The 26,213-nt window shown below is 64.1% G+C and carries 24 protein-coding genes and 1 other RNA gene; 13 read left to right on the top strand and 12 right to left on the bottom strand.

All coding sequences use genetic code 11. The features are described 5' to 3' along the window. Positions 1-51: 51 nt before the first annotated feature. The 8 genes from hutC to ASD94_RS17205 form a co-directional block, all read right to left on the bottom strand. On the bottom strand, positions 52-864 hold the full coding sequence (gene hutC / locus ASD94_RS17170; protein WP_056645371.1) for a histidine utilization repressor: 813 nt from the start codon (positions 862-864) through the stop codon (positions 52-54). A gap of 30 nt (positions 865-894) precedes the next feature. Next, positions 895-1,674, bottom strand: a complete 780-nt coding sequence (locus ASD94_RS17175) for an ABC transporter ATP-binding protein (protein ID WP_056645376.1) — start codon at positions 1,672-1,674, stop codon at positions 895-897. Next, complete coding sequence (locus tag ASD94_RS17180) at positions 1,671-2,507, bottom strand: ABC transporter permease (protein ID WP_056645381.1); 837 nt, start codon at positions 2,505-2,507, stop codon at positions 1,671-1,673. The genes ASD94_RS17175 and ASD94_RS17180 overlap by 4 nt, the downstream gene beginning before the upstream one ends. Positions 2,508-2,528: 21 nt before the next feature. Next, positions 2,529-3,494 carry an ABC transporter substrate-binding protein gene (locus ASD94_RS17185; protein WP_082576937.1) on the bottom strand — a complete coding sequence of 322 codons (966 nt, stop codon included), beginning with the start codon at positions 3,492-3,494 and terminating at the stop codon, positions 2,529-2,531. A 402-nt stretch (positions 3,495-3,896) separates the two neighbouring features. Next, positions 3,897-5,279 carry a cell wall metabolism sensor histidine kinase WalK gene (locus ASD94_RS17190; protein WP_056645384.1) on the bottom strand — a complete coding sequence of 461 codons (1,383 nt, stop codon included), beginning with the start codon at positions 5,277-5,279 and terminating at the stop codon, positions 3,897-3,899. Beyond that, a complete protein-coding gene (locus ASD94_RS17195) occupies positions 5,276-5,962 on the bottom strand; it encodes a response regulator transcription factor (protein ID WP_056645387.1) in 687 nt (228 codons plus the stop codon). Before ASD94_RS17195 ends, ASD94_RS17190 begins: the two co-directional genes overlap by 4 nt. A 17-nt stretch (positions 5,963-5,979) precedes the next feature. Beyond that, positions 5,980-6,306 carry a hypothetical protein gene (locus ASD94_RS17200; RefSeq protein ID WP_056645960.1) on the bottom strand — a complete coding sequence of 109 codons (327 nt, stop codon included), beginning with the start codon at positions 6,304-6,306 and terminating at the stop codon, positions 5,980-5,982. 17 nt (positions 6,307-6,323) lie between these two features. Next, complete coding sequence (locus tag ASD94_RS17205; protein WP_056645388.1) at positions 6,324-6,791, bottom strand: Spy/CpxP family protein refolding chaperone; 468 nt, start codon at positions 6,789-6,791, stop codon at positions 6,324-6,326. A 30-nt stretch (positions 6,792-6,821) separates the two neighbouring features. On the opposite strand from ASD94_RS17205, the gene ASD94_RS17210 reads away from it, so the two are divergent. Beyond that, positions 6,822-7,091 carry a hypothetical protein gene (locus tag ASD94_RS17210; RefSeq protein ID WP_056645391.1) on the top strand — a complete coding sequence of 90 codons (270 nt, stop codon included), beginning with the start codon at positions 6,822-6,824 and terminating at the stop codon, positions 7,089-7,091. Between the two features lie 76 nt (positions 7,092-7,167). On the opposite strand, the gene ssrA is transcribed toward ASD94_RS17210, so the two are convergent. The 4 genes from ssrA to ompA all read right to left on the bottom strand — a co-directional run bounded on the left by ssrA (position 7,168) and on the right by ompA (position 9,689). Beyond that, positions 7,168-7,554, bottom strand: a transfer-messenger RNA (tmRNA) gene (gene ssrA / locus ASD94_RS23355). Positions 7,555-7,567: 13 nt separating this feature from the next. After that, positions 7,568-8,242 carry an HAD family hydrolase gene (locus ASD94_RS17215; RefSeq protein WP_056645394.1) on the bottom strand — a complete coding sequence of 225 codons (675 nt, stop codon included), beginning with the start codon at positions 8,240-8,242 and terminating at the stop codon, positions 7,568-7,570. A gap of 1 nt (position 8,243) precedes the next feature. Beyond that, a complete protein-coding gene (gene ubiG, locus ASD94_RS17220; RefSeq protein WP_056645397.1) occupies positions 8,244-8,954 on the bottom strand; it encodes a bifunctional 2-polyprenyl-6-hydroxyphenol methylase/3-demethylubiquinol 3-O-methyltransferase UbiG in 711 nt (236 codons plus the stop codon). Positions 8,955-9,044: 90 nt separating this feature from the next. Next, complete coding sequence (gene ompA / locus ASD94_RS17225; RefSeq protein WP_056645400.1) at positions 9,045-9,689, bottom strand: outer membrane protein OmpA; 645 nt, start codon at positions 9,687-9,689, stop codon at positions 9,045-9,047. A 223-nt stretch (positions 9,690-9,912) separates the two neighbouring features. On the opposite strand from ompA, the gene gyrA reads away from it, so the two are divergent. The 12 genes from gyrA to ASD94_RS17285 all read left to right on the top strand — a co-directional run bounded on the left by gyrA (position 9,913) and on the right by ASD94_RS17285 (position 26,093). Then, the gene (gene gyrA / locus ASD94_RS17230; protein ID WP_056645402.1) at positions 9,913-12,576 is read left to right on the top strand and encodes a DNA gyrase subunit A; all 2,664 of its coding nucleotides are present in this window, start codon (positions 9,913-9,915) and stop codon (positions 12,574-12,576) included. Positions 12,577-12,670: 94 nt separating this feature from the next. Beyond that, positions 12,671-13,780, top strand: a complete 1,110-nt coding sequence (gene serC / locus ASD94_RS17235; RefSeq protein WP_056645404.1) for a 3-phosphoserine/phosphohydroxythreonine transaminase — start codon at positions 12,671-12,673, stop codon at positions 13,778-13,780. Positions 13,781-13,845: 65 nt separating this feature from the next. Further along, positions 13,846-14,943, top strand: coding sequence for a prephenate dehydratase (gene pheA, locus ASD94_RS17240; RefSeq protein ID WP_056645407.1), 1,098 nt, complete (start codon positions 13,846-13,848; stop codon positions 14,941-14,943). A gap of 12 nt (positions 14,944-14,955) precedes the next feature. After that, positions 14,956-15,828 (top strand): prephenate dehydrogenase/arogenate dehydrogenase family protein, encoded by an 873-nt coding sequence (locus ASD94_RS17245; RefSeq protein WP_056645410.1) that lies wholly within the window; start codon positions 14,956-14,958, stop codon positions 15,826-15,828. 135 nt (positions 15,829-15,963) lie between these two features. Further along, positions 15,964-17,994 (top strand): bifunctional 3-phosphoshikimate 1-carboxyvinyltransferase/cytidylate kinase, encoded by a 2,031-nt coding sequence (locus ASD94_RS17250; protein WP_056645413.1) that lies wholly within the window; start codon positions 15,964-15,966, stop codon positions 17,992-17,994. 195 nt (positions 17,995-18,189) lie between these two features. Next, a complete protein-coding gene (gene rpsA, locus ASD94_RS17255; RefSeq protein WP_056063647.1) occupies positions 18,190-19,875 on the top strand; it encodes a 30S ribosomal protein S1 in 1,686 nt (561 codons plus the stop codon). A gap of 123 nt (positions 19,876-19,998) precedes the next feature. Next, the gene (locus ASD94_RS17260; protein ID WP_056645414.1) at positions 19,999-20,346 is read left to right on the top strand and encodes an integration host factor subunit beta; all 348 of its coding nucleotides are present in this window, start codon (positions 19,999-20,001) and stop codon (positions 20,344-20,346) included. 132 nt (positions 20,347-20,478) lie between these two features. After that, complete coding sequence (locus ASD94_RS17265) at positions 20,479-20,802, top strand: lipopolysaccharide assembly LapA domain-containing protein (RefSeq protein WP_056645417.1); 324 nt, start codon at positions 20,479-20,481, stop codon at positions 20,800-20,802. Then, positions 20,792-21,949 carry a lipopolysaccharide assembly protein LapB gene (lapB, locus tag ASD94_RS17270; protein WP_056645420.1) on the top strand — a complete coding sequence of 386 codons (1,158 nt, stop codon included), beginning with the start codon at positions 20,792-20,794 and terminating at the stop codon, positions 21,947-21,949. Before ASD94_RS17265 ends, lapB begins: the two co-directional genes overlap by 11 nt. Before the next feature lie 37 nt (positions 21,950-21,986). Continuing rightward, a complete protein-coding gene (locus tag ASD94_RS17275; protein ID WP_056645423.1) occupies positions 21,987-22,451 on the top strand; it encodes a helix-hairpin-helix domain-containing protein in 465 nt (154 codons plus the stop codon). A gap of 340 nt (positions 22,452-22,791) precedes the next feature. Continuing rightward, the gene (locus ASD94_RS17280) at positions 22,792-25,737 is read left to right on the top strand and encodes a monovalent cation/H+ antiporter subunit A (protein WP_056645425.1); all 2,946 of its coding nucleotides are present in this window, start codon (positions 22,792-22,794) and stop codon (positions 25,735-25,737) included. Further along, entirely contained in the window at positions 25,728-26,093 is a 366-nt protein-coding gene (locus ASD94_RS17285) for a Na+/H+ antiporter subunit C (protein ID WP_056645428.1), read from the top strand. The genes ASD94_RS17280 and ASD94_RS17285 overlap by 10 nt, the downstream gene beginning before the upstream one ends. Positions 26,094-26,213 lie beyond the last annotated feature (120 nt).

Consider the following 26,213-nt stretch of genomic DNA (forward strand, 5'->3'; position numbering starts at 1 on the left):
TTGTCCCCCTTGAGGGGGAAGGCGCGAAGCGACTCAGGGGGTGCTTCATATTCAACCGGCGACGGGGTTGCCGTCGGCTCGGAAGCGGCTGCCCAGGCGGTAACGGGTGGCGGGGTGCAGGCAGCGCACCACGGTGATCGGCACGCCGCGCGACCAGGTGCGGCGGGTAAGAAGCAGGCAAGGCTCCTGCGGAGACATCTCCAGCAGCGCGGCCTGCTCGGCGGTGGGCATGACGGCATCGACCACATGCTCGATCTGGTCGAAGGGCACGTTGCGCACCAGGTATTCGGAAGGTTGCAGTTGCGTGAAGTCCTGCGCGGCGAACTGGGGCACCTGGCGTGGGTTCACGTGGCGGTCTTCCAGCTGCACGGGCAAGCCGTCTTCGCGGTGGATGCACAGCGAGTGGAACACCGACTCGCCCGTGCGCAGGTCCAGCGCGGCCGCCACTTCCAGCGTGGCAGAGGTGCGCTCCACCGCGAGCACGTCGCAGCGGTAGTCGTGCCCACGCTGGCGGATTTCGCTCGCCAGGTTGGCAATCTGCAGCAGCGTGGACTGAGGCTTGTCTTCGGCCACAAAACTGCCCACGCCCGCCACGCGCACGATGCGGCCCTGCTCCACCAGCTCACGCAGCGCGCGGTTCACCGTCATGCGCGAGATGCCGAACTGGGTGACCAGCTCGTTTTCGGACGGCAGACGGTCGCCCGCGCGCCAGATGCCTTCCTGGATCTTGCGCGAGATGTGGTCCTTGACCTGCTCGTACAGCGCCATGGCCTGCGCGGGCGCCGTCACTGCGGCCACTGCCTTGGCGGGCGTGGTGCTGCGCGGTGCAGCAGCGGTGGTACGGCGGGATGGACGGGCGCTCATGGGTGGATGCGGGGCTGGTGCAGGTTCAGATCAGTGCAGGTCCGCCGCCATGGATTCGGCGCGGATCTCTTCGGTGAGGCGCGCCTTGAGGTCCATGAACTCGGGGCTGGTCTTGATCGTGTAATGGCGTGGGTGCGGCAAGTCCACTGCCAGCTCGGTCTTGATGCGGCCGGGCCGGGCACTGAACACGGCCACGCGGTTGGCCATGAAGATGGCTTCGTCGATGTCGTGGGTGACGAAAAGCACCGTCTTGCGCTCGGCCTCCCAGATGCCCAGCAGCAGCTCTTGCATGAGCACGCGGGTCTGGTTGTCGAGCGCGCCGAAGGGCTCGTCCATCAGCAAAATCTTGGGGTCGTTGGCCAGCGCACGCGCAATGGCGGTGCGCTGCTGCATGCCACCCGACAGCTGCTTAGGGAAATGCTGCTCGAAACCGCGCAGGCCCACCTTGGCGATGAAGTACGCGGCGCGCTCTTTTTGCTTTGCTTCGGGCATGCCGCGCTCGCGCAGGCCGAAGCGGATGTTCTGCTCGATGGTGAGCCAGGGGAACAGCGTGTAACTCTGGAACACCATGCCGCGGTCGGCGCCAGGGCCTTCCACTGGCACACCGTCCAGCAGCACTCGGCCGCTGGTGGCGTGGTCCAGCCCCGCGACGATGCGCAGCAGCGTGGACTTGCCGCAGCCCGAGGGGCCGAGGATGGTCACGAAGTCGTTATCACGCACTTCAAAATCAACCGGCTGCAGCGCCTGCGTTCGCTGGCCCTTGGCGGTCTCGAAGACGCGCGAGACGGCTTGGATGGATACGCTGCTCATCGCACAAAACTCCAGGCAAACAGACGGTGGTTGAGCGCCTTGAAGGCGAAGTCGGACACCAGCCCGATGAGGCCGATGATGATGATGCCGAAGATGATCTGGCCGGTGTTAAGCAGCGACTGGCTGTCGGTGATCATGTGGCCGATGCCGCTGGACGAGCCGATCAGCTCGGCCACGATCACATAGGTCCAGGCCCAGCCCAACACCAGGCGCAGGGTCTCGGCGATCTCGGGCGCTGCGCCCGGGATCAGCACGCGCGTGACGATGCCTTGGTGACCCGCGCCCAGCGTGTAGGCGGCCTCCACCAGGTCGCGCCGCGCACCGCCCACCGTCACGGCCACCATCAGCGTGATCTGGAAGACCGAGCCGATGAAGATGACCAGGATCTTCTGCGTCTCGCCGATGCCGGCCCACAGAATCAGCAGCGGAATGAAGGCCGACGCAGGCAGGTAGCGGCAGAACGAGACGAAGGGCTCGAAGAAGGCTTCGATGCCTTTGTACGCACCCATCGCGATGCCCAGGGGCACGGCGATGACGGCGGCCAGGATGAAGCCGCCGAAGACGCGCCACACCGTCATGCCGATGTCCTTGTGAAAGCCGTACTCGCTGAACAGCAACCAGCCCTCTTTGGCCATGGTGACGGGACTGGCCAGGAACGTGGGCGACACGAAGCCGCCCAGCGTAAAGAACGCCCACACCAGCACGAACAACACAAAAAACCCGAAACCCAGCAGCCAGCGTGCACGGGCGCTCACAGGCTCCAGCGGAGCGAGCGAGCGCCGGCGCACCGGGGCTTTGGGCGTGGTCACAGACAGGGGTTGCACAGCAGACATGGCGCGTTCTTCTTCCTGCTATTACTTGATGAAGCTCGCGTCGAACGTGACGGCCAGGTCCTCAGGCGCCTTGCGGATGATGCCGGCCTCCAGCAGGATGGCCGTGGCGTCCTTCATGAACGTGGTCAGCTCGCCCGCAAAGAACTTCTGGTTGGCGGCCTTGTCCTGCCAGCGCAGGAAGGACGAGGACTTGGCGAACTGCTCGCCCGTCTGCTTGACCGCAGCGCCCATGATCTCGTTGGACTTGACGGGGTCGGCCTTGATCATGTCGAGCGCCTGGAAGTACGAGTTGGCCAGCGCCTGTGCGGCCTTGCCGTTGGCCTTGAGCCAGGTGGGGTCGCAGCCCACGGTGTCCATCACCATGGGGTAGTCGAGCGTAGTGGCCAAAATCTTGCCCGACGCAGGGTTGTCGCGCACGGTGGAGAGGTAAGGCTCGTACGTCATGGCCGCATCGTTCTGCCCCGCCACGAAGGCCTGTGCGGCCGCCTGGGGCGACAGCGTGGTGGTCTTCACGTCCTTGAGGCTCATGCCGTTTTTGCTCAGCATCCAGGCCAGGCCGAAGTACGGTGCGGTGCCGGGCGCGTCCACGCCGATGGTCTTGCCCTTGAGGTCGGCAAAGCCCTTTATGTCGCCGCGCACCGCGATACCGTCAGCACCATAGGACTTGTCCATCTGGAAGATCTGAACGATCGGCACGCCGTTGGCGTTCCAGGCCACATGCGTCTCGACCGTAGTGGCGGCGCACTGGATGGACTTGGAGGCCAGGGCCAGGTGGCGGTCCTTCTGCGGGATCATCTTGATCTCCACATCCAGGCCATTCTTCTTGAAGATGCCGGCCTTGTCGGCCAGCGTGAGCGGTGCAAAACCTGTCCAGCCGGACATGCCCAGCACGATTTTGGTGTCCTGCGCCTGGGCCGGTGCGGCCAGGGCCATCATGCATGCCGTTGCCGCTGCCAGCGACGTCCATTTCACAACCGATCGAGTCATCATCTGCTCCTGTTTGAAGAAAGTACCTTGGCCCAGCCCACTGGAACGCGCCTGCGTACCGGGGGCCATGATGACAGCTTCAGCATACCTGTATATACAGGGTAAACACTAAAAAGCCGACTCATGCGAGGGGTGCTCATCTTCAGCAAGAACGGGGCCAGGGGAGACGACGACTCCGTCAGTCGCCTCAGGTGATGCAAATTACTCCTGATTTGATAGCTATCAGGGCAATAAATATCGGCATTACCGAGCAAAATGGCTGTGGATTTACCTTGAGAGGCCATCCATGGCCGTGGCGCGGCCACCTCCTCTTGCACCAGGCCTGTGCGCCGGCCGAACCCGCCCGGTGCAACGCAACCCGGCTGCCAAGAGGCCAGCCTGTCTATGCCACAGGCCAGCGACCTATTCCACCACCGGCAAACGCACGGTGACCGACAGGCCGGGCTCTGCATTGCGCATGTTCAACTGCCCGTCGTGCGCCTGCGCCACCAGGCGGCACAGGTACAAGCCCAGCCCGACACCGCCGGTGGCGCGCTGGCGTGCGGTGTCCGGGCGGTAGAACGCCTGGGCCAGGTGGGGCAGGTGCTCGGGGGGCACACCGCGCCCATGGTCGCGCACTTCCAGCTCCAGCACCCTGCCCTCATCCACCAGCCGCAGATGCAGCTCGGGCGGGAAGGCACCCGACTCGCTGTGGCGCAGGCTGTTGTCCAGCAAGTTGCGCAGCAAAAGCCGCAGGCGAGACCGGTCGAGCCGTACCGCAGGCAAGTCCGGCGCTGCGTGCAAGGCAATGTCGGCGGCGCCCGCATGGCGGGAGCACAGGTCGGCCACCACTTCGCGCGCCAGCTCGGCGACATCGGTGGGCTCGCGGTGCAGCGCTGCATGGCGGCCCGCCAGGCGTTCGCTTTCCAGCAGGTCGGTGATAAGGCCCGCCATTTCGCCCAGGTCGCGCATCAGCGCCAGGCGCTGGGGTTGCACATCGGCCGTTTCGGGCAGCAGCTCGGTGTTCAGGCGGGCCCGTGTGAGCGGGCTGCGCAGCTCATGGCTCATGGCTAGCAACAGTGCACGCTTGGCTTCCAGCATCTGGTGGATGTCGTCCCCCATGGTGTTGATGGTCTCGGCCAGCTGGCCCAGCTCGTCCGGCCGGTGGGCATGCCGCACCGGTATGGGCTGGGCAAAGTTGCCGTTGCCAAAACGCTGCGCCCCCTGGCGAATGTCGTCCAGCGGCCGCAGCAGATGCCGCACGTATACATAGGCCAGCGCCGTGAGCAGCAGCAGCACCGTGAGCGTGCCCCACGCAATGCGCGGGCGCTTGTCCCACGACAATGCGTTCAGTCCGAACTCGATGTGGTGCCCATCGGCCGTCGTGCGGCGCAGCAGGCTGTGCCCATTGTCGTCCCCAGCCCAGCGGTCTTCCTGCCGGAACTTGTTGCTCATCCAGTCGGGGTTCTGCTGGTCGGGGTGCGATGCCCAATGGATCTGCGGGCCATCGATGCGCAAGGTCAGCGGCAGGCGGTTGGCAATTGCCTGCGCGCGCTCAATGCTCGGCGGGCTGCCGATCTCGGCCGCCAAGCGGTCCACATAGTCCATCAGCAGCGGCCGCGCAGCCTCGCGCCAGCCCACAGACACAGCCTTTTGCACGCCCCCCATGAAGGTCACAGCCACGGTCACTGCCAGCGCCATGAACACCAGCACCAGCCGAATGCGCAGCGAATGCCCTACAGCGTGCCGCGCACGGCGATGCCAGGGACAGTTCGGATCGTGGGGTGGGGTACAAATCTTTCTCATGGAGCAGCGCGGCGCAATGCCAGGGAATAGCCGACGTTGCGCAGCGTCTTGATGCAGTCGAGCGGCTCCAGCTTCTTGCGCAACCGGCTCACCACAATGTCCACCGCGCGGGTATATAGCTCGGCCTCATGGCCGCGCAGCTGGTTCAGGATGTCGTCGCGGCTGAAGACCTTGCCTGGCTCACGCGCCAGCAGGTGCAACAGGTCGAACTCCGTACCTGTCAGCTCCACCACCACGCCTTGGCGCTGCACGCTGCGGCGGGCTGCGTCGATGGACAGGCCCTCGAACTCCAGCGCGCCAACTGCAGCGCCTTGCCCTGGCGCCCTGCGGCGGCGCAGCACCGTCTGCAGGCGCGCCACCAGCTCACGCGGCTCAAAGGGCTTGGGCAGATAGTCATCTGCCCCCAGTTCCAGCCCCACCACCCGGTCCATCACCTCGCCGCGTGCGGTCAACATCACGATCGGCAGGTCGCCCTGCTTGCGGATGGTGCGGCACAACTCGAATCCATCCATTTCAGGCAGCATCACGTCGAGAATGGCGGCGTCAAAGCCGCCCCCCGTCAATTGAGCCAGGCCATCACTGGGCCGCAGGGCGTGGATCAGTTCCAGTTCAAAACGCTGGAAATACGTGGCCAGGGGAGCGCCCAGTTGCGCGTCGTCGTCAATCAGCAAGATGCGGTGCATGAGCCATTCTCACACCGTCAGGCGCGCTCTCCATACGCCACCTCGAGCGGAGCGCCCACCCCGCACAATGCGCGGTGTCGCACGATGAGTCGGCGCAAACGGCCCTGCGCGCCGGCGTGGAGCGCATCAAAATGGTCGGCGGCCGCCAGCAGGGCCGGCAGGGTGTGGGCCGCCACGGAGGGTTGGCGGGCCACCAGGCCCATCGCATGCTCCCGGTCAAAGCGTGGTCCCCATACGAGCGACATCAGCTCATCGTGAGGCTCCGGCATGCCCGACAGCAGCGCAGGCCCGTGCACACGCACGCCCTGGGCCAAGCGGTGAATAGGTTCCAGCGTGGGTGACATGCGATGCTCCTCGCCCATCACCCGCGGGCCATCCAGCCCTTGCGCCGCTGCATCAGCTCGCGCACTTTTTGCTGTTGGTCCGGGTTCAGGCTGTCATAGAAGTCAGCCATTGCATTGACCACGGCGGGACTATGGGCCTGCACCGCACGCGTCTTGTCTTCGAGCAGAGACTGCGCCCGCGCCCGATCAAACTTGTCGCCAGCCACAATGGCCTGCACCTCGGCTCTGGGGTCTGCGGTCTTGCCAATGAACGCAGCACGTTGCGCTTCCAGTTGGTCAGCCAATGCATTGAGCTTGGTCTTTTGCGCCTCGTTCAGATCCAGCTTGCTGCTCACCCGATCTACCACCTTGCCGCGCACTTCCGCCATCCTTTCTGCGCTCATCGGGCCGCGCTGGTGGTGCCCGCTGGAGCAGGCCGTCAGCCCCCCCACCGCAATAGACGCACCAAAAATGCCCATCAGGGTTTTCTTGATCCAGGGTTTCATGATGCAGTCCTTTCAAAGACGGTATGGAACATGACCCTGATGGTGCCCGCGGCGGCCCAGAACGTCGTCTCGACCCAGTTTCGGTTTATTTCATTTTGTTTCTTGGCCGCCCCGGCGAGATACGCTGGCCGGTATTCGGACATGCAGATGGGAGAGTGCTATCCGATTTCGCCCAGGGATCGCAGCGCGACGCCCTGGATATACGGCAACAGCATCATTGCGATATGGAGCCAGTGCCTCACAGGCGAGGCCATTTTGGAAGGCAGAAAGCAATTTGCGCTGTGCCAACGAGGCGAATGACGGCGAAAACCTTGCTATGCAGGAAAAATTGGGGAAAAGAAAAACCCCCAACCGTGACCGGTTGGGGGTTTGTATTTGGTGGAGCTGGCGGGAATTGAACCCGCGTCCGCAAGCCTTCGTCAGGCAGATCTACATGTTTAGCGGTCTGATTTGGATCTCGCTACCCATGTCGCGCAGTCGCACGCTACATGGGCCGCCAGCACCCTATTTTCTCGCTCCCATCCAAGGTACCCGGATGGAAGCCAGCCCATGTAATTATCCTTGCAGCCGGGAGGCACTGATTGCTCAGAACCCCCTTGCCCAGCCCATCGGCCAACTGTTGCAAGGCTCACTGGCAATTAAGCAGCGAGTGCGAAACGTTCGTCGTTTGCAGTTAGTTTGTTAAATCGAGATTTACGAGCGTGACTCAAGCTCGACATGCACCACACTGATCCCGAACCCACGTCGAAACCAGGACAGCCCCCATGATTCCTATTTTAGGCGCTCGCGAGCAATTGCAAGAGCTCGGCTGGAGATTTAATTGCGGCGTGCGCGCCCCACTCCGCAGGGTCGGCCTTGGCGCCCAAGTAGCCGTAGGTGGCAGCCACTGTACCCATACCTGCCGCCAGGCCCGCCACGATATCCCGCTCGTCATCGCCCACGTAGATGCAATGCGCCGGGGGCACGCTCAAGCGCGCAGCAGCTTCGAGCAGCGGTGCAGGGTGGGGTTTGGCATGTGGCGTTGTGTCGCCACTGACCACCGCCGACGCGGTGGCAAACAGCGGAATGGCCTGGGTCAGGGGTTCGGTAAAGCGGGCAGCCTTGTTGGTTACCACGCCCCACGCCATGTTCCGCCCGAGAATCTGACGGACCAATTCAGGCACACCTTCAAAAATGGTGGTCTGCGCTGTCATGCGGGATTCGTAGTTCACAAAAAACTCTTCGCGCATAACGGCAAACTCAGGGTGATCCGGCCCCATGCCAAAGGCTTCTGCGAGCATGCCACGGGCCCCCGCCCCCGCCATGGGACGATATCGATCCAGAGGCAACGAAGGCAAGCCTCGGTCGGTACGCATCTTGTCTGCGGCCGCCCCCAAGTCAGGGGCACTGTCGATCAGGGTGCCGTCCAGATCAAACAGGACTGCGCGAATGCCATGAAAAACGGTAGCCATATCAGCCCACGCGACGCGCGGCAAACAGGTAGTTGACGCTGGTGTTGGCGCTGAGCCAATAGCGACGTGTCAGGGGGTTGTACTCCAGCCCCCGGGTGTGCAGAACGTCCAGGCCCGCATTGCGGCAATGGCCGGCAAGCTCACTGGGGCGGATCATCTTGGCGTATTCGTGGGTGCCACGCGGCAGCATATTGAGCACGTACTCCGCACCCACAATGGCCAGCATAAAGGCTTTGGCATTGCGGTTGATGGTGGAGAAGAACACCCAGCCACCGGGCTTGACCAGGGTGGCGCAAGCGCGAACCACCGAGGCGGGATCAGGCACATGCTCCAGCATTTCCATGCAGGTCACCACGTCAAACCCAGCGGGTTGCTCCAGGGCCATCGCCTCAGCGCTGATTTCGCGGTACTGCACGTTTTGGGTTCCGGCCTCCAGAGCATGAAGTTGCGCCACACGCAGCGCCTTGGTTGCCAGATCGATACCGACCACATCGGCACCTTTACGTGCCATAGAGTCAGCCAAAATGCCACCGCCACAACCCACGTCCAGCACACGTTTGCCGGTCAAGGCGCTCAGTCCATGGATCCAGTCAAGCCGCAAAGGGTTGATTTGGTGCAAAGGGCGAAATTCGCTATCGGGATCCCACCACCGGTGGGCCAGTTCCGAAAACTTGGCCAGTTCGGCCGGATCTGCATTGACGGTTTCGATCATGTCGCTGATTGTCCATGAAGGTAGGGGATGAAAATCCCCAGACGCAAAAAAGCCCCGCGAACGGGGCTTTTTTGTGAAGCAATCCGAAGATTACTGCGCGGCGCGGGTGCCGACCACTTCGATTTCCACGCGACGGTTCTTCGCACGGCCTTCGGCGGTCTTGTTGTCAGCCACAGGTTGCTTTTCGCCCTTGCCTTCGGTGTACACGCGGTTCTTTTCGATGCCCTTGGACACCAAGTAAGCCTTCACGGCTTCAGAACGACGCACCGACAGCTTCTGGTTGTAAGCATCGGAGCCGACGGAGTCAGTGTGACCCACGGCAATGATCACTTCCAGGTTGATGCCCTTGACCTTGGAAACCAGGTCGTCCAGCTTGGCCTTGCCTTCTGGCTTGAGGACCGACTTGTCGAAGTCGAAGAAGGCGTCAGCGGCGTAGGTCACCTTGGTGGCGACTGCAGGAGCTGGTGCTGGTGCGGGTGCAGGGGCGGCAGCGGGTGCTGGAGCAGCAGCAGGAGCTGGTGCAGCGGCAGGTGCGGGCGCAGCGATAGCGCCATCGCAACCAGCGGCAGCCGTAGCAGGCGTCCAGTTGGCATCGCGCCAGCAGTATTCGTTGGTACCGTTCTTCCAGACCAGTTGGCCAGAAGCATCGCGCCAGTTGTCAACGGTTTGTGCGCCAGCGGCGGTTGCGAGCGCTGCAGAGGCAAACAACATCGCCACTTTGTTCAGTTTCTTCATGGTTCTCCTCTTGGGGAAAAAGCCGCAGCCGCGCTGCGAATCAGGACGCCTGGGGTGACCACCACCCTAAGCGTTCAAACGATTGTGCCATACGTAACAGGGCAAAAGCTGCGCGTGCTGGTCGGGGCCCGTAGGACAAAACCTGAATTGCTTCGATATGTTGCGCCGTCGCTACACGGTCTTACGCCTAAAATGGCTCTCCTTTGCCGTCCCCGCCGTCCCAATGACCCAGTTTGCCAAAGAAACCCTGCCGATCAGCCTCGAAGAAGAGATGCGGCGCAGTTACCTCGATTACGCGATGAGCGTGATCGTGGGCCGTGCACTGCCCGACGCGCGCGACGGCTTGAAGCCGGTGCACCGTCGCGTACTTTTTGCGATGCATGAGCTCAACAACGACTGGAATCGACCTTATAAAAAGTCGGCCCGTATCGTTGGCGACGTGATCGGTAAATACCACCCGCATGGTGACTCGGCGGTGTACGACACCATCGTGCGGATGGCGCAGGATTTTTCGCTGCGCCATATGCTGGTAGATGGACAGGGCAATTTCGGATCGGTGGACGGCGATAACGCTGCCGCTATGCGATACACCGAAATCCGCCTGGCCAAGATTGCGCATGAAATGCTGGGAGATATCGACAAGGAAACTGTCGATTTCGGACCCAATTACGACGGCAGCGAGAAAGAACCGCTGGTATTGCCCAGCAAGCTGCCCAATTTGTTGGTGAATGGATCGGCAGGTATTGCGGTGGGTATGGCCACCAACATTCCGCCCCACAACCTCAACGAAGTGGTCGATGCCTGCCTGCACATGCTGCGCAACCCCGAGACGACCATCGACGAGCTGATGGAAATCATCCCGGCCCCCGACTTCCCAACGGCCGGCATCATCTACGGCATCAACGGTGTGAAGGATGGCTACCGCACCGGGCGCGGCAAGGTGGTGATGCGTGCCAAGTGCCACTTCGAGGACATTGATCGCGGTCAGCGCCAGGCGATCATCGTGGACGAGCTGCCCTACCAGGTCAACAAGAAGACGCTGCAGGAGCGCATGGCCGAGCTGGTGCACGAAAAGAAGATCGAAGGCATCAGCCACATCCAGGACGAGTCCGACAAGTCGGGCATGCGCCTGGTGATCGAACTCAAGCGCGGTGAAGTGCCCGAGGTGGTGCTGAACAACCTGTACAAGCAGACGCAGCTGCAGGACACGTTCGGCATGAACATGGTGGCGCTGATCGACGGCCAGCCCCGCCTGTGCAACCTGAAGGACCTGATCAGCGTCTTCTTGCAGCACCGCCGCGAAGTGGTCACCCGCCGCACGGTGTTCGAGCTGCGCAAGGCACGCGACCGTGGCCATGTGCTGGAAGGCCTGGCCGTGGCCCTGGCCAACATCGATGACTTCATTGCCATCATTCGCAATGCACCCACACCGCCCGTCGCCAAGGCCGAACTGATGGCCCGCCCCTGGGACAGCAAGCTGGTGCGCGAGATGCTCACCCGCACGCGCGCCGACGGTGGTGTGATCAATGCCGACGACTACCGCCCCGACGGCCTCGAAAAGGAATTCGGCATGGGCCAGGACGGCCTGTACCGCCTGTCGGAAACGCAGGCCCAGGAAATCCTGCAAATGCGCCTGCAGCGCCTCACAGGCTTGGAGCAGGACAAGATCGTGGCCGAGTACAAGGAAGTCATGGCGGTCATCGAAGACCTGCTGGACATCCTGGCCAAGCCCGAGCGCGTGTCGGTCATCATCGGCGACGAACTCACGTCCATCAAACAGGAATTCGGCCAGCACAAGCTGGGTGCGCGCCGCTCGATCGTTGAGTACAGTGCGCAGGATCTTTCCACCGAAGACCTGATCACGCCCACCGACATGGTGGTGACGCTGTCGCACACCGGCTACATCAAGAGCCAGCCCCTGTCCGAGTACCGCGCCCAGAAGCGCGGCGGCCGCGGCAAGCAGGCCACGGCGACCAAGGAAGACGACTGGATCGACCAGCTCTTCATCGCGAACACGCACGACTACATCCTGTGCTTCTCCAACCGCGGCCGCCTGTACTGGCTCAAGGTGTGGGAAGTGCCCGCAGGCTCGCGCGGCTCGCGCGGTCGCCCCATCGTCAACATGTTCCCGCTGCAGGACGGCGAGAAGATCAACGTCGTGCTGCCGCTCACCGGCGACATGCGCAGCTTCCCGGCCGACCGCTTCGTGTTCATGGCCACCAGCATGGGCACCGTCAAAAAGACAGCGCTGGACGAATTCAGCAATCCGCGCAAGGGCGGCATCATTGCCGTCAACCTGGATGACGGCGACTACCTGATCGGCGCAGCCCTCACCGATGGCAAGCACGACGTGATGCTGTTCAGTGACGGCGGCAAGGCCGTGCGCTTCGACGAAAACGACGTGCGCCCCCTGGGCCGTGCAGCGCGCGGTGTGCGCGGCATGATGCTGGAAGACGGCCAGAGCGTGATCGCCATGCTGGTCGCCGAGGACGAGACGCAGAGCGTGCTCACCGCCACCGAAAATGGCTACGGCAAGCGCACCAGCATCGTCGAATACACCCGCCACGGCCGTGGTACGAAGGGCATGATCGCCATCCAGCAAAGCGAGCGCAACGGCAAGGTCGTGGCCGCCACGCTGGTGCACGCGGACGACGAGATCATGCTGATCACCGACAAGGGTGTGCTGGTGCGCACCCGCGTGAGCGAGATTCGCGAGCTGGGCCGCGCCACGCAGGGCGTGACGCTGATCGCGCTGGACGAGGGCTCCAAGCTCAGCGGCTTGCAGCGCATTGTTGAGAACGACGCCAATATGACGGATGCAGAGACCGATGGCGAAGGAGGTGCTGACAGTGGTGACTCCTCCGCACCTGAAGCCCCCGACGCCTGACCACCGCAGGGCGTGAAGACGCCCCGAAAACGCTATCAAAAGCGGAGCATCAGGCGCTTATTGAATAGCGCCTGATGCATTTTTAGCCTTGAACATGACACGCCCTTACAACTTCTCCGCTGGCCCCGCCGCCATCCCCTCCGCAGTCCTGCAACAAGCCGCCTCCGAGATGCTGGACTGGCACGGCAGTGGCATGGGCGTGATGGAGATGAGCCATCGCGGCAAGGAGTTTCTGTCCATCTACGAGAGGGCAGAAGCCGACCTGCGCGAGCTGCTGGCCGTACCTTCACATTTCAAAATCCTCTTCATGCAAGGCGGAGGCCTGGCCGAGAACGCCATCGTTCCACTCAATCTGTCGCGTGCAGGGGTGGTCGATTTTGTGGTGACGGGCAGTTGGAGCCAGAAGTCACAAAAGGAAGCGCGCAAGTACGCTTCAGAAGTCAACATCGTCGCCACCACCGAAGACACGGGCTTCACCACCGTGCCCGACCCGGCCGCCTGGACGGTCAGCCGGGGCGCGAGCTACCTGCACCTGTGCAGCAACGAAACCATCAACGGCACCGAGTTCCACCAGTTGCCCGACCTCAAGGCGCTGGGCAGCGATGCGCCGCTGGTGATCGATTTCTCGTCGCATGTGGCGTCGCGGCCCGTGGACTGGAGCCGCGTGGGCCTGGCTTTTGGCGGCGCGCAAAAGAACCTGGGACCCGCTGGCCTCACGCTGGTGATCGTGCGCGAAGACCTGCTGGGCCACGCCCTGCCCGCCTGCCCCAGCGCCTTCGACTACAAAATCGTGGCCGACAACCAGTCCATGTACAACACGCCGCCCACCTGGGGTATCTACATCGCCGGGCTGACCTTCCAGTGGCTCAAGCGCCAGACGGAAGGCGGCTTGAGCGGCGTGGCCGCGATGGAGCAGCGCAACATTGCCAAGGCCACGCTGCTCTACAACGCCATCGACCAATCGCAGCTGTATGTGAACAAAGTGGCGGCCAACTGCCGCTCGCGCATGAACATCCCGTTCTTCTTGCGTGACGAAAGCCGTAACGATGCCTTCCTGGCCGGGGCCAAGGAGCGCGGGCTGCTGCAGCTCAAGGGCCACAAGTCTGTGGGCGGCATGCGAGCCAGCATCTACAACGCCATGCCACTGGCGGGTGTGCAGGCGCTCGTGGACTACATGCGAGAATTTGAGCAAAAGCACGCCTGAGCGCGCATTCGACACGACAACAACAGAAAACGGCTCCCAGAGCACGCACCGCGACCCCACCGTCCATGAACAATCCGCAAGCCTCACCCGACCTCGCCAGCCTGCGCGTGCAGATCGACAGCATCGACCAGCAACTGCTCACGCTGCTGAACCAGAGAGCGTTGGTGGCCGAGCAGGTGGGTGAGGTCAAGAAGCGTGAGGGCACGCCCTTCTTCCGCCCCGACCGCGTGGCCCAGGTCATCGACAAAATCACCAACGCCAACCCCGGCCCGCTCAAGGGCCCGCATGTGGCCGCCATCTGGCGCGAGATCATGTCGGCCTGCCTCGCCCTCGAATCGCCGCAGCGCGTGGCCGTGCTCGGTCCCGAGGGCACATTCTGCGAACAGGCCGCCATCGAATTCTTCGGCGGTGCGGCTGACCTCATGTACTGCGCCAATTTCGACGAGGTGTTCCACGCCACGGCGGCGGGCAGCGCGCAATACGGCGTGGTGGGCGTGGAGAACTCCACCGAAGGCGTGGTCACGCGCTCGCTCGACCTGTTCCTGCACACCCCCACGCACGTGGTGGGCGAAGTCAGCCTGCTGGTACGCCACAACCTGCTGCGCACCAGCAATTCGCTGGACGGCATCGAGGTGGTGCTTGCGCACCCGCAAGCCCTGGCCCAGTGCCAGGCCTGGTTGTCCAAGCACCTGCCGCACGCCGAGCGCCGCCCGGTGTCGAGCAATGCCGAAGGCGCGCGCCTGGCCACCACCAACCCCGCCTGGGCGGCCCTCTCCAGCGAGCGTGCAGCCACCCAGTTCGGCCTGCACATCGTCTCCCATGCCATTCAGGACGACGCGTACAACCGCACGCGTTTCGCGATCATCTGCCTGCCGCACACACTGCAGACGCCACCCCCTTCGGGCAAGGATTGCACCAGCCTGGTGGTGTCGGTGCCCAACCAGCCTGGCGCAGTGCACGACCTGCTAGTGCCGCTCAAGACGCACGGCGTGTCCATGACGCGCTTTGAATCGCGCCCCGCGCGTACGGGCCAGTGGGAGTATTACTTCTACATCGACCTCGACGGCCACCCCGCCCAGCCCCACGTCGCGCGGGCCCTTGAAGAGCTGCGCAGCCTGTGCGCGTTCTACAAGGTCCTGGGGACCTACCCCGTCTCGGCATAAGGAGCCGTCGCCATGTTCGAACAATTGGGGCTGATCGGCTGCGGACTCATGGGAGGCTCGTTCGCCCTGGCCATGAAGAAGGCGGGACTGGTCAAGCGTGTGGTGGGCTACAGCAAGTCGCCTTCCACCACCGACCGTGCGCGCCAGTTGGGCGTGATCGATGTCGAGGCGCCCTCCGCTCTGCTGGCGGTGGCAGGCGCCGACGTTGTCCTGGTGGCTGTGCCGGTAGCGGCCACCGAAGCCACCCTCAAGGCCATCAAACACCTGGTCACCCCCCGCATGCTCATCATGGACGTGGGCTCCACCAAGTCCGACGTGGTCCAGGCAGCGCAGCGCTCGCTGCGTGACCAAGTGGGCTCCTTCGTGCCCGCGCACCCCATCACCGGGCGCGAGGTGTCGGGCGTGGAACATGCCGAAGCCGACCTCTACAGCGGGCGCCAGGTGATCCTGACGCCCACCGAACGCACACTCACCGCCCAGTTGCAGGACGCTGAAAAGATCTGGACTGCGCTGGGCTGCCGCGTGACCAGCATGTCGCCGGAGTCGCATGACGCGGCCTTTGCCGCCGTCAGCCACCTACCCCATTTGCTGGCGTTCGCAATGATGAACAGCATCACCGGCCAGACGCACGGTGACGACTTTCTGTCCCTCGCAGGCCCCGGATTCCGCGACTTCACCCGCATTGCCGCCAGCGACCCCAAGGTGTGGCGCGACATCCTGCTGTCCAACCGCGACGAGCTGATTGCCCAGTCCAAGCTGTTCCAGCAGGCCCTGCGCAACATCGAGCAGGCCATGGAAAAAGGCAATGCCCAGGCGCTTGAAGACATGCTGACCCTGGCCAGCGAAACCCGTGCGCATTGGCGCATGGGCGCAAAGAGAAAATAACCCCCTGAGTCGCCTACGGCGTCTTCCCCCAAGGGGGACGCACCCGGTGGCCTGGCAAAGCCAGTTCCACGGGTGCACTGGGATGGGCCTGCGCCAGTCATGACGGGCGCTTGCACCAATGGACGAAAGACACTGATGTACAGCACCGCATTCCTCGATCTCCCCCCTTTGCAAGCCGCTGCAGGCGAAGTCCACCTGCCAGGCTCCAAGAGCATCTCCAACCGGGTGCTGCTGCTGGCCGCGCTGAGCAACGGCACCACCACCGTGCACGACCTGCTGGCGTCCGACGATACGCGCGTGATGCTGGACGCCCTGCGCCAGATCGGGTGCACAGTGGATGAAGCGGGCAGCACCGTGCACATCACCGGCCTGGGTGGCCGCCTGCCTCAATCCCCCGCCAAGCTGTTCTTGGGCAATGCAGGCACGGCCATGCGCCCACTGACGGCCGCACTTGCGCTGCTGGGCGGCGAATTCGAGCTGTCTGGCGTGCCGCGCATGCACGAGCGCCCCATTGGCGACCTCATCGATGCGCTGCGCCAGCTGGGCTGCCAGATCGACTACCTGGGCAACGACGGCTACCCGCCGCTCAAGATCGCCCATGGTCAGGGCGTGCCTCCGCTGGCGGTAGCGGAGCCCATCCGCGTGCGCGGCGATGTGTCCAGCCAGTTCCTCACTGCCCTGCTCATGGCACTGCCGCTGGCGGCGGGCACGCAGGCCATTGTGATCGAGGTGGTGGGCGAGCTGATCTCCAAACCCTACATCGCCATCACGCTGCAACTGCTGGCGCGCTTTGGCATCGTGGTCGAGCACCAGAACTGGCAGCGTTTCACCATCCCGGTAGGCAGCCGCTACCAGTCGCCCGGCAGCATCCATGTGGAGGCAGACGCCTCATCTGCTAGCTATTTCATAGCGCTTGGCGCAATTACTTCTAGCACTAGCAGCCAAAAAGGCATCAAGATTCAGGGCGTGGGCCTGGATTCGATCCAGGGCGACATCCGCTTTGTCGAGGCCGCACGCGCCATGGGTGCTGTGGTCACGGGTGGCCCCAACTGGCTGCAGATCGAACGCGGTGCCTGGCCCCTGAAGGCCATTGATCTGGACTGCAACCACATCCCCGACGCCGCCATGACGCTGGCGGTGATGGCGCTGTATGCCCAAGGCATCACCACGCTGACCAACATCGCCAGCTGGCGCGTGAAGGAAACCGACCGCATCGCCGCCATGGCCACCGAGCTGCGCAAGCTCGGCGCCACGGTAGAGGAAGGTGCGGACTACATCCGGGTGACGCCCCCGGCCCAACCCGCTGACTGGAAGGCCGCCAGCATCCACACCTACGACGACCACCGCGTGGCCATGTGCTTCTCGCTGGCCGCGTTCAACCCGGCGCGTCTGCCGGTGCGCATCGAAGACCCCAAGTGCGTGGCCAAGACCTTCCCGGACTACTTCGAGGCCCTGTTCTCGGTCGCCCAGGTCGAGACCGCCCACATCCCGGTGATCTGCATCGACGGCCCCACGGCCTCGGGCAAGGGCACGGTGGCCGCGGCGGTGGCGCAGCGGCTGGGCTATCGCTTCCTCGACTCAGGCGCGATGTACCGCATCACCGCCCTGGCCGCTCTGCGGGCGGGTCTCGCCATCGATGCTGACCACGAAGCCCGTATCGCCACCCTGGCCCAGACCCTGCCCGTGCGCTTTGAAGGCGGCAAGGTGTGGCTGGGCAGCGACGACGTGACCGAGGCCATCCGCACCGAAGAAGCCGGCATGAACGCGTCCCGCGTGTCCGCCCTGCCGGCCGTGCGCACAGCGCTGGTGGACCTCCAACACAGTTTCCAGCGCCTGCCGGGACTGGTGGCCGACGGGCGCGACATGGGCACCGTGATCTTCCCCGAGGCCCCCTTGAAGGTGTATCTCACGGCCAGCGCCGCCTGCCGCGCGGAGCGCCGTTATAAGCAGTTGATTTCTAAGGGTTTTTCGGCTAGTATCGAAGACCTTCGTGCGGATCTGGAAGCGCGCGACGCCCGGGACAGTTCCCGCAGCGTTGCGCCTCTCAAGCCCGCGCAGGACGCTCTGGTCCTGGACAACTCCGATTTGACGATTGAACAAGCCGTCGAACAGGTATTGGCCTGGTGGCAGGAGCGTCAGCCCTTCGCAGCTTCTGCGCAGCGCTGACAATGTGGAGCCCTCGGGCTCCAGGCAGTGCCGAAAGGCCTTGCCACAGGCCCACGCAACCCCTCTCGCGCGTCAGCGCACAGGTTGTGTGGATCGATAACCTAACCCGCGGCTCTGCCGCAAAAAACCACCGCAAGCAGCTATAAAAACGGTAGCAATGGTGCTACCGGAATCCTGTTTGTGGCAAGGAAACACATGTCCGAATCTTTTGCCGCCCTTTTTGAAGAATCCTTGCAGCGCACGGAAATGCGACCAGGCGAAGTCATCACCGCTGAAGTCGTGCGCGTCGAGCACAACTTCGTGGTCGTGAACGCTGGCCTCAAGTCCGAAGCCTACGTGCCGCTGGAAGAGTTCAAGAACGACAAGGGCGAAGTCGAAGTCCAAGTGGGTGACTTCGTGTCGGTGGCCATTGGCTCCATCGAAAACGGCTACGGCGACACCATCCTGTCGCGCGACACCGCCAAGCGTCTGGCTTCCTGGATGAGCCTGGAAAAGGCCCTGGAATCCGGCGAATTCGTCACTGGCACGACCAGCGGCAAGGTCAAGGGCGGTCTGACCGTTCTGGTCAACGGCATCCGCGCATTCCTGCCCGGTTCGCTGATCGATACCCGTCCGATCAAGGATCTGACGCCGTACGAAAACAAGACCATGGAATTCAAGGTCATCAAGCTGGACCGCAAGCGCAACAACGTGGTGCTGAGCCGCCGCGCTGTGGTGGAAGCCTCCATGGGCGAAGAGCGCGCCAAGCTGATGGAAACCCTGAAGGAAGGCTCCATCGTTCAGGGCGTGGTCAAGAACATCACCGAATACGGTGCGTTCGTGGACCTGGGCGGCATCGACGGCCTGCTGCACATCACCGACATGGCATGGCGCCGCGTGCGTCACCCCTCCGAAGTGGTGACCGCTGGCCAGGAAATCACGGCCAAGATCCTGAAGTTCGACACCGAGAAGAACCGTGTCTCGCTGGGTCTGAAGCAAATGGGCGACGACCCATGGATGGGTGTGAACCGCCGCTACCCACAAGGCACGCGCCTGTTCGGCAAGATCACGAACATCGCCGACTACGGCGCGTTCGTCGAACTCGAACCCGGCATCGAAGGCTTGGTGCACGTCTCCGAAATGGACTGGACCAACAAGAACATCGCTCCCGCCAAGCTGGTTTCGCTGGGCGACGAAGTCGAAGTCATGGTTCTGGAAATCGACGAAGACAAGCGCCGCATCAGCCTGGGCATGAAGCAGTGCAAGGCCAACCCATGGCAAGAATTCGCACAGGACACGAAGCGCGGCGACCGCGTGAAGGGTCCGATCAAGTCGATCACCGACTTCGGCGTGTTCGTGGGCCTGGCTGCCGGCATCGACGGCCTGGTGCACCTGTCTGACCTGTCGTGGAACGAACCCGGCGAAGCCGCTGTTCGCAACTACAAGAAGGGCCAGGAAGTGGAAGCCATCGTGCTGGCCGTGGACGTGGACCGCGAACGCATCTCGCTGGGCATCAAGCAGCTCGACGGCGACCCATTCACGACCTTCGTGACCGTGAACGATAAGGGCCAGACGGTGACCGGCAAGGTCAAGACCGTGGACGCCCGTGGCGCTGAAATCGACCTCGGCGAAGACATCGTGGGCTACCTGCGCGCTTCGGAAATCTCCCGCGACCGCGTGGAAGATGCCCGCAATGTGCTGAAGGAAGGCGACGAAGTCACGGCCGTGGTGGTGAACGTGGATCGCAAGACCCGCAACATCCAGCTGTCGATCAAGCAGAAGGACATGGCTGACGAACAAGGCGCCATGGCCAACCTGAGCCAGCAATCGAGCCGCGAAAGCGCCGGCACGACCAGCCTGGGCGCCCTGCTGCGCGCCAAGCTGGACAACTCGGAAAAGTAAAGCGCTGACCCACCAGGGAGCCTCCGCGCGAATCGACCCACGCGAAGATTCATGCAGAGGCCTCTTGGACGGTCAGACAGCGGGCGCCTCGGCGCCCGCTCTTTTTTCAGCCAAGACTTGCCTATGTCCCAAGATTCCATGACCCGCTCAGACCTCGTCGAAGAACTGGCCGCCCGCTTCAGCCAGCTCACCCACCGCGATGCCGAATACGCGGTCAAGACCATTCTGGACGCTGTGGGCGAGGCCCTGGTGCGCGGGCACCGCAGCGAGATCCGGGGCTTTGGCAGTTTCTCGGTGAACCATCGCCCTCCCCGCATGGGCCGTAATCCGCGCAGCGGCGAGGCCGTGGCCATCCCCGAAAAGCGCGTTCCCCATTTCAAGCCGGGCAAGGCCCTGCGCGAAGCCGTGGACAAACGCACAGCCGAAATGGAAGAAAACACCCAGCCTGCCACAGGCACCACGGGTACTTGATATCGAATTGATAGCAATAGGCGCATGAGTTGTATGCGCCTGCGGCGTTTTTGGCCTGTGCTGGTCTGACTGCACCTCCACACGGGGCCGCAGCGCCAAGCTCTTAGAATCGCCCCACCACTGGGGAGACCGATGAAATACCTCCTGTGGCTGCTCAAGGCAGCCATTTTTTTTACGCTATTCGCCTTCGCGCTGAACAACCAGCAGGACGCGACCGTGCATTTCTTCTTTGGCACGCAATGGCGCGCGCCGCTGGTGCTGGTGGTGCTGACCGCCTTTGCCGCAGGTCTGGTCGTTGGGGCCCTGGGCATGGTGCCGCGCTGGTGGCGGCACCGCACCGCTGCACGCCGCGCCCAGGCCGCGGTCATTGCCCCCACCCCTGTAGCGCCCGCCACCAGCGCCACACCCGCCGCGCCTCCACCACCTCCTGACCTGCCTTCAATCCATGGAATTTGACCTGAGCTGGATACTGCTGGGCCTGCCTCTGGCCTTTGTGCTGGGCTGGCTCGCATCGCGCTTTGACCTGCGCCAGCTGCGCGCAGAGAACCGGCGGGCGCCCAAGGCGTACTTCAAGGGCCTGAACTTCCTGCTCAACGAGCAGCAGGACCAGGCGATCGACGCCTTCATCGAGGCCGTGCAGAACGACCCGGATACGTCCGAGCTGCACTTCGCCCTGGGCAATCTGTTTCGCCGCCGGGGCGAGTACGACCGCGCCGTGCGTGTTCACGAACATCTGCTCTCGCGCGGCGACCTCTCCCGCACCGACCGCGAGCGCGCCCAGCATGCACTGGCGCTCGACTTTCTGAAGGCCGGGCTGCTGGACCGCGCCGAAGACGCGTTGCAGCGCCTGGAGGGCACCCCGTTCGAGGCCCAGGCCCGCCTGGCGCTGCTGGCCATCTACGAACGCTCGCGCGACTGGCCCCATGCCGCCAGCATCGCCCGCAAGATGCACGACGCCGACCAGGGCGACTTCAGCACCCGCCAGGCCCACTACCTGTGCGAGCAGGCCCTGGCGCTGAGCGCGCAAGGCGACTTGCCCGGCGCCCAGGCCCTGCTGGAGCAGGCTGTGGTGGCTGCCCCCGAGGCGGCGCGTGCGCGCATTGAACTGGCGCGCCTGCAACGCCTCATGGGCCAGCCCGCGGCGGTGCTGTCCACCCTGAAGACGCTGGGCGAGCGCAACCCCGCTGCACTGCCCTTGGCGGCCCCGCTGATGGTTGAGGCCGGAACGGCCACTGGCCGCACGCAGGAAGTGCACGCCCTGCTGCAGGCCCACTATGCACAAGCGCCTTCGCTGGACGTGCTGGAAAGCATTGTGGCCATGGAGGCCGCCGACGAGGCCACCCACCCATCCGCCCGCCAACGCTATGTGGAGCACCTGGACAAGGAACGCTCTCTGGTCGCCGCCGCCAAATGGCTGGCCACCGAAAAGCTGGAACACGAAGAATTCCACCCCCAGGTCCAACGTGCACTGGACCATGCCGTCAAACCCCTCACCCGCTACCGCTGCGCGGCCTGCGGCTTTGAAGCCCGTCAGCATTTCTGGCAATGTCCCGGCTGTCAGACCTGGGACAGCTACCCCGCGCGCCGGGTCGAAGAACTCTGACCCCGGCCCTCCCCCGCTACGCCGTAGGACCCTTGCCATGCTGAAGAAACTGCTGACCCTGCTTGTTGCCACGCTGCTTGCCTCCGCCGCCTGGGCCGCCGTGGACGTGAACACCGCCACCGAGGCCGAACTCGACGGCATCAAGGGCATTGGCCCCGGCCTGTCGGGCCGCATCCTGCAAGAGCGCCAAAGCGCACCCTTCAAGGACTGGGCCGACTTCATTGGCCGTGTGGGCGGCGTGGGCAACAAGAGTGCCGTCAACTTCTCCAAAGAGGGCCTGACGGTCAACGGCAAGAAGTACAGCGCGGCGGCAGCCGCCAAGGCTGAAGCCAAGAAAAACAACAAGAAGCACGGCAATACCCAGACAGCAGACCGCCGAACCCAGGCCGGCGCTGACAAGGAGCCGGCTACGCCAGTCACACCGGTCGCACCAGCCACCCCTGCGACTGCAAAGGCAGCACCGGCTACTCCAGCCCCAGCAAGCAGCGCTAGCAAAAACTAAGCACGCTTCACAAGCAGCAAGCCCGCTGCAGCGGGCTTGTTTTTTGCAGCATGGCTACCCAACAGCGTGGGTCGGGCAGGGTTTTTAGGGGCTGCCCCCAGGGCGTGTCCCCCTTCAATTCCCCCACGCGAAAGCCATCCAGGCCGTGCAGTGCTAGGCGCCCTGAGCGCCGTGTAGCTTGGCTACACAAGCGAAGGGCAACGACGCAGTGTGCGGCCTGGCTGGCTTTCCCTTCGGGCTGGCTGCGCAATGCGGCGTCTGCTTTGTCGGGCTTCCATCCGCATTGCACCGCCAGCGCGTGGGGGAATTGAAGGGGGACACGCCCTAGAATCGTTTGCGCATGCCCCTGATCACGCTCATTCTTCTCCCCTTCATCGGCAGCCTGCTGGCAGCGGTTCTGCCGTCCAACGCCCGCAATACCGAGTCCACCCTGGCGGGCCTTATCGCCTTGTTCTGCACAGCCCAGGCGGCGCTGTACTTTCCAGAGATTGCAGACGGCGGCGTGATCCGGCAAGAACTGGCCTGGCTGCCCGCGCTGGGCCTGAACCTCGTCATCCGCATGGATGGCTTCGCGTGGATGTTCTGCATGCTGGTGCTGGGCGTGGGCAGCTTGGTGGTGCTGTACGCGCGCTACTACATGTCGCCCGCAGACCCGGTGCCGCGCTTCTTCTCGTTCTTCCTGGCGTTCATGGGCGCGATGGCGGGTGTGGTGCTGTCGGGCAACATCATCCAGATCGCGTTTTTCTGGGAGCTGACCAGCCTGTTTTCATTCCTGCTGATCGGCTACTGGCACCACCGCAAGGATGCGCGGCGGGGTGCGCGCATGGCGCTGACGGTGACCGGCACGGGCGGACTGGCCATGCTGGCGGGCATGTTGGTGCTGGGCCACATCGTCGGCAGCTACGACCTCGACCATGTGCTGGTTGCGGGGCAGCTCATCCAGAACCACCCGCTCTACACCACCGCGCTTGTCCTGATTCTGCTGGGCGCGCTGACCAAAAGCGCGCAGTTCCCGTTCCACTTCTGGCTGCCCAACGCCATGGCAGCGCCCACGCCTGTGTCGGCGTACCTGCACTCGGCCACCATGGTCAAGGCCGGCGTATTTCTGCTGGCGCGCCTGTGGCCGGCGCTCGCAGGCACCGAGCAGTGGTTCTGGCTGGTGGGCGGTGCGGGGCTGTGCACGTTGCTGGTGGGCGGCTACGCCGCCATGTTCCAGAACGACCTCAAGGGGCTGCTGGCGTACTCGACCATCTCGCACCTGGGCCTCATCACCCTGCTGCTGGGCCTGAACAGTCCGCTGGCGGCCGTGGCCGCTGTGTTCCACATCATGAACCACGCGACCTTTAAGGCCTCGCTGTTCATGGCCGTGGGCATCGTGGACCATGAAAGCGGTACGCGCGACATACGGCGCCTGTCGGGTCTGCGCACCATGATGCCGATCACCGCCACCCTGGCCATGGTGGCCAGCGCGGCCATGGCGGGCGTGCCGTTGCTCAACGGCTTCCTGTCCAAGGAAATGTTCTTTGCCGAGACGGTGTACGTGAACACCACGCCGTTGCTCGAATGGCTGCTGCCCATCGCCGCCACGGTGGCCGGCATGTTCAGCGTGGCCTACTCGCTGCGCTTCACGGTGGATGTGTTCTTTGGCCCGCCCGCCACCGACCTGCCACGACCGCCCCACGAGCCCCCACATTGGATGCGCGTTCCAGTCGAACTGCTGGTGCTGGCCTGCCTGGTGGTGGGCACGTTGCCCGCATGGTCGATGGGGGCCTACTTGGCCGCTGCCGCGCGGCCGGTGGTGGGCGGCGAGCTGCCCACGTACAGCCTGGCGGTCTGGCATGGCTTCAACACCCCCTTTGTGATGAGCCTGGTCGCTTTGGGCGGGGGCATCGCGCTCTACGCACTGCTGCGCTGGCAGCGCGAAAAGGGCATCATCGATGCGCCCCCGATCATGCGCCGCATCAGCGGCCAGCGGGCCTTTGAGGCCACGTTGGCTGTGCTCAGCCTGATGGGCCGCAACGGCCGCCGCCTGCTGGGCACCGGTCGCCTGCAGTGGCAAATGCTTTGGCTGGTGTGCGCTGCGCTGGTGGCGGGCACCCTGCCCCTGTGGGCGCGGGGCCTGCCCATTGGCGACCGGGTGCAGCTACCGCTGTCGCCTGCCTTTGCGCTGCTGTGGCTGCTGGGCGCGGTGTGCGCCGTGGCGGCAGCATGGCAGGCCAAATACCACCGGCTGGCGGCACTGACGCTACTGGGCGGCTCCGGACTGTGCGTATGCCTGACCTTCCTGTGGTTCTCAGCGCCCGATCTGGCGCTCACACAGATCGTGGTGGAGGTGGTGACCACCATCCTCATTTTGCTGGGCCTGCGCTGGCTGCCCCGGCGTGACGAGAGCCTGCGCGTGCCCACGCTGGCCGAAGAACGCCGCACCCAGCTGCGCCGCTGGCGCGACCTGGCGTTGACACTGGCTGCAGGTGGCGGCATGGCGCTGCTGTCGTTCGCCATGATGAGCCGTCCGTTCCCGGACAGCACCTCGACCTTCTTCCTGGAGCACGCACTCACGGGCGGCGGCGGCACCAACGTCGTCAACGTGATGCTGGTGGACTTCCGGGGCTTTGACACCTTTGGCGAGATCGTGGTGCTGGGCATCGTGGCGCTCACGGTGTACGCGCTGCTGCGGCGCTTCCGGCCCGCACGCGAGGTGATGGACCTGCCGCCCCAACAGCGAGCGCTGCCCCCCGACGTGGACACCGATCTGGCCAACCCCAGCCAGACGGCCGACACCGCCGTGGGCTATCTCATGGTGCCCGCCGTGCTGGTGCGACTGATGCTGCCCTTTGCCACGCTGGTCGCGGTGTACCTGTTCATGCGCGGACACAACGAGCCTGGCGGCGGCTTTGTGGCCGGGCTGGTGTTCTCGGTAGCGCTGCTGCTGCAGTACATCGTCTCGGGCACGTCCTGGGTCGAGGCCCATCTGCCGCTGTACCCGCGCCGCTGGATTGGCGTAGGCCTGCTCGCCGCGCTGGCCACGGGCTTGGGCGCACTGGCCTGGGGCTATCCGTTCCTGACCAGCCACACGGCGCATTTTTCGCTGCCTGTGGTGGGTGAGATCCATGTGGCCAGCGCCCTGTTCTTTGACATCGGCGTGTTCACCTTGGTGGTGGGCTCCACCATGCTCATCCTCACCGGCATTGCCCACCAGTCGGTGCGCAGCCACCGCTACAACAACGCACGCGCGGCCGAAGAAGCCCAGGCCGCCGCCACACCGGGAGAAGGTCCATGGAACTGATACTGGCCTTGGCCATCGGTGTGCTCACCGGCTCCGGCGTGTGGCTGCTGCTGCGGCCGCGTACCTTCCAGGTCATCATGGGCCTGTCGCTGCTGTCGTATGCCGTCAACCTGTTCATCTTCAGCATGGGTCGCTTGGGCCTCGCGATTGACAAGGAACCCGTGCTGCAGCCCGGGGTGCCGCAAGACTTGGCCCACTATGCCGACCCCATGCCCCAGGCGCTCACCCTCACGGCCATCGTGATCGGCTTTGCTATGACCGCCCTCTTCCTCGTGGTACTCCTGGCATCGCGCGGCATGGCCGGCACCGACCATGTGGACGGCACCCGCGCCAAAGATGAGCAGGAGATGCCGTGATGAAGAACACTCCTCTGAGCGGCTTTGCCGCTGCGCGCTGCGGGCAGGGGAACGCAGCCCTCGCGGCGGGGCGGCCCAGGCTCGGCTGCCCTGGCCTGAGGCGCGCCCTTTTCATGCGCA

The sequence above is a fragment of the Acidovorax sp. Root70 genome (assembly GCF_001428225.1).
In the GTDB taxonomy this organism is placed as follows: domain Bacteria; phylum Pseudomonadota; class Gammaproteobacteria; order Burkholderiales; family Burkholderiaceae_C; genus Acidovorax.

Excerpts from the sequence above, each read along its gene's own strand:
- ASD94_RS17190 (WP_056645384.1), bottom strand. The coding sequence starts at position 5,279 with ATGAGAAAGATTTGTACCCCACCCCACGATCCGAACTGTCCCTGGCAT.
- ASD94_RS17210 (WP_056645391.1), top strand. The coding sequence starts at position 6,822 with ATGACCCTGATGGTGCCCGCGGCGGCCCAGAACGTCGTCTCGACCCAG.
- rpsA (WP_056063647.1), top strand. The coding sequence starts at position 18,190 with ATGTCCGAATCTTTTGCCGCCCTTTTTGAAGAATCCTTGCAGCGCACG.
- pheA (WP_056645407.1), top strand. The coding sequence starts at position 13,846 with ATGAACAATCCGCAAGCCTCACCCGACCTCGCCAGCCTGCGCGTGCAG.
- ASD94_RS17285 (WP_056645428.1), top strand. The coding sequence starts at position 25,728 with ATGGAACTGATACTGGCCTTGGCCATCGGTGTGCTCACCGGCTCCGGC.
- ASD94_RS17195 (WP_056645387.1), bottom strand. The coding sequence starts at position 5,962 with ATGCACCGCATCTTGCTGATTGACGACGACGCGCAACTGGGCGCTCCC.
- ASD94_RS17175 (WP_056645376.1), bottom strand. The coding sequence starts at position 1,674 with ATGAGCAGCGTATCCATCCAAGCCGTCTCGCGCGTCTTCGAGACCGCC.
- gyrA (WP_056645402.1), top strand. The coding sequence starts at position 9,913 with ATGACCCAGTTTGCCAAAGAAACCCTGCCGATCAGCCTCGAAGAAGAG.
- ASD94_RS17185 (WP_082576937.1), bottom strand. The coding sequence starts at position 3,494 with ATGACTCGATCGGTTGTGAAATGGACGTCGCTGGCAGCGGCAACGGCA.
- lapB (WP_056645420.1), top strand. The coding sequence starts at position 20,792 with ATGGAATTTGACCTGAGCTGGATACTGCTGGGCCTGCCTCTGGCCTTT.
- ASD94_RS17280 (WP_056645425.1), top strand. The coding sequence starts at position 22,792 with ATGCCCCTGATCACGCTCATTCTTCTCCCCTTCATCGGCAGCCTGCTG.
- ASD94_RS17275 (WP_056645423.1), top strand. The coding sequence starts at position 21,987 with ATGCTGAAGAAACTGCTGACCCTGCTTGTTGCCACGCTGCTTGCCTCC.
- ASD94_RS17260 (WP_056645414.1), top strand. The coding sequence starts at position 19,999 with ATGTCCCAAGATTCCATGACCCGCTCAGACCTCGTCGAAGAACTGGCC.
- serC (WP_056645404.1), top strand. The coding sequence starts at position 12,671 with ATGACACGCCCTTACAACTTCTCCGCTGGCCCCGCCGCCATCCCCTCC.
- ompA (WP_056645400.1), bottom strand. The coding sequence starts at position 9,689 with ATGAAGAAACTGAACAAAGTGGCGATGTTGTTTGCCTCTGCAGCGCTC.
- ASD94_RS17215 (WP_056645394.1), bottom strand. The coding sequence starts at position 8,242 with ATGGCTACCGTTTTTCATGGCATTCGCGCAGTCCTGTTTGATCTGGAC.
- ubiG (WP_056645397.1), bottom strand. The coding sequence starts at position 8,954 with ATGATCGAAACCGTCAATGCAGATCCGGCCGAACTGGCCAAGTTTTCG.
- ASD94_RS17250 (WP_056645413.1), top strand. The coding sequence starts at position 15,964 with ATGTACAGCACCGCATTCCTCGATCTCCCCCCTTTGCAAGCCGCTGCA.
- ASD94_RS17265 (WP_056645417.1), top strand. The coding sequence starts at position 20,479 with ATGAAATACCTCCTGTGGCTGCTCAAGGCAGCCATTTTTTTTACGCTA.
- ASD94_RS17180 (WP_056645381.1), bottom strand. The coding sequence starts at position 2,507 with ATGTCTGCTGTGCAACCCCTGTCTGTGACCACGCCCAAAGCCCCGGTG.
- hutC (WP_056645371.1), bottom strand. The coding sequence starts at position 864 with ATGAGCGCCCGTCCATCCCGCCGTACCACCGCTGCTGCACCGCGCAGC.
- ASD94_RS17200 (WP_056645960.1), bottom strand. The coding sequence starts at position 6,306 with ATGTCACCCACGCTGGAACCTATTCACCGCTTGGCCCAGGGCGTGCGT.
- ASD94_RS17205 (WP_056645388.1), bottom strand. The coding sequence starts at position 6,791 with ATGAAACCCTGGATCAAGAAAACCCTGATGGGCATTTTTGGTGCGTCT.
- ASD94_RS17245 (WP_056645410.1), top strand. The coding sequence starts at position 14,956 with ATGTTCGAACAATTGGGGCTGATCGGCTGCGGACTCATGGGAGGCTCG.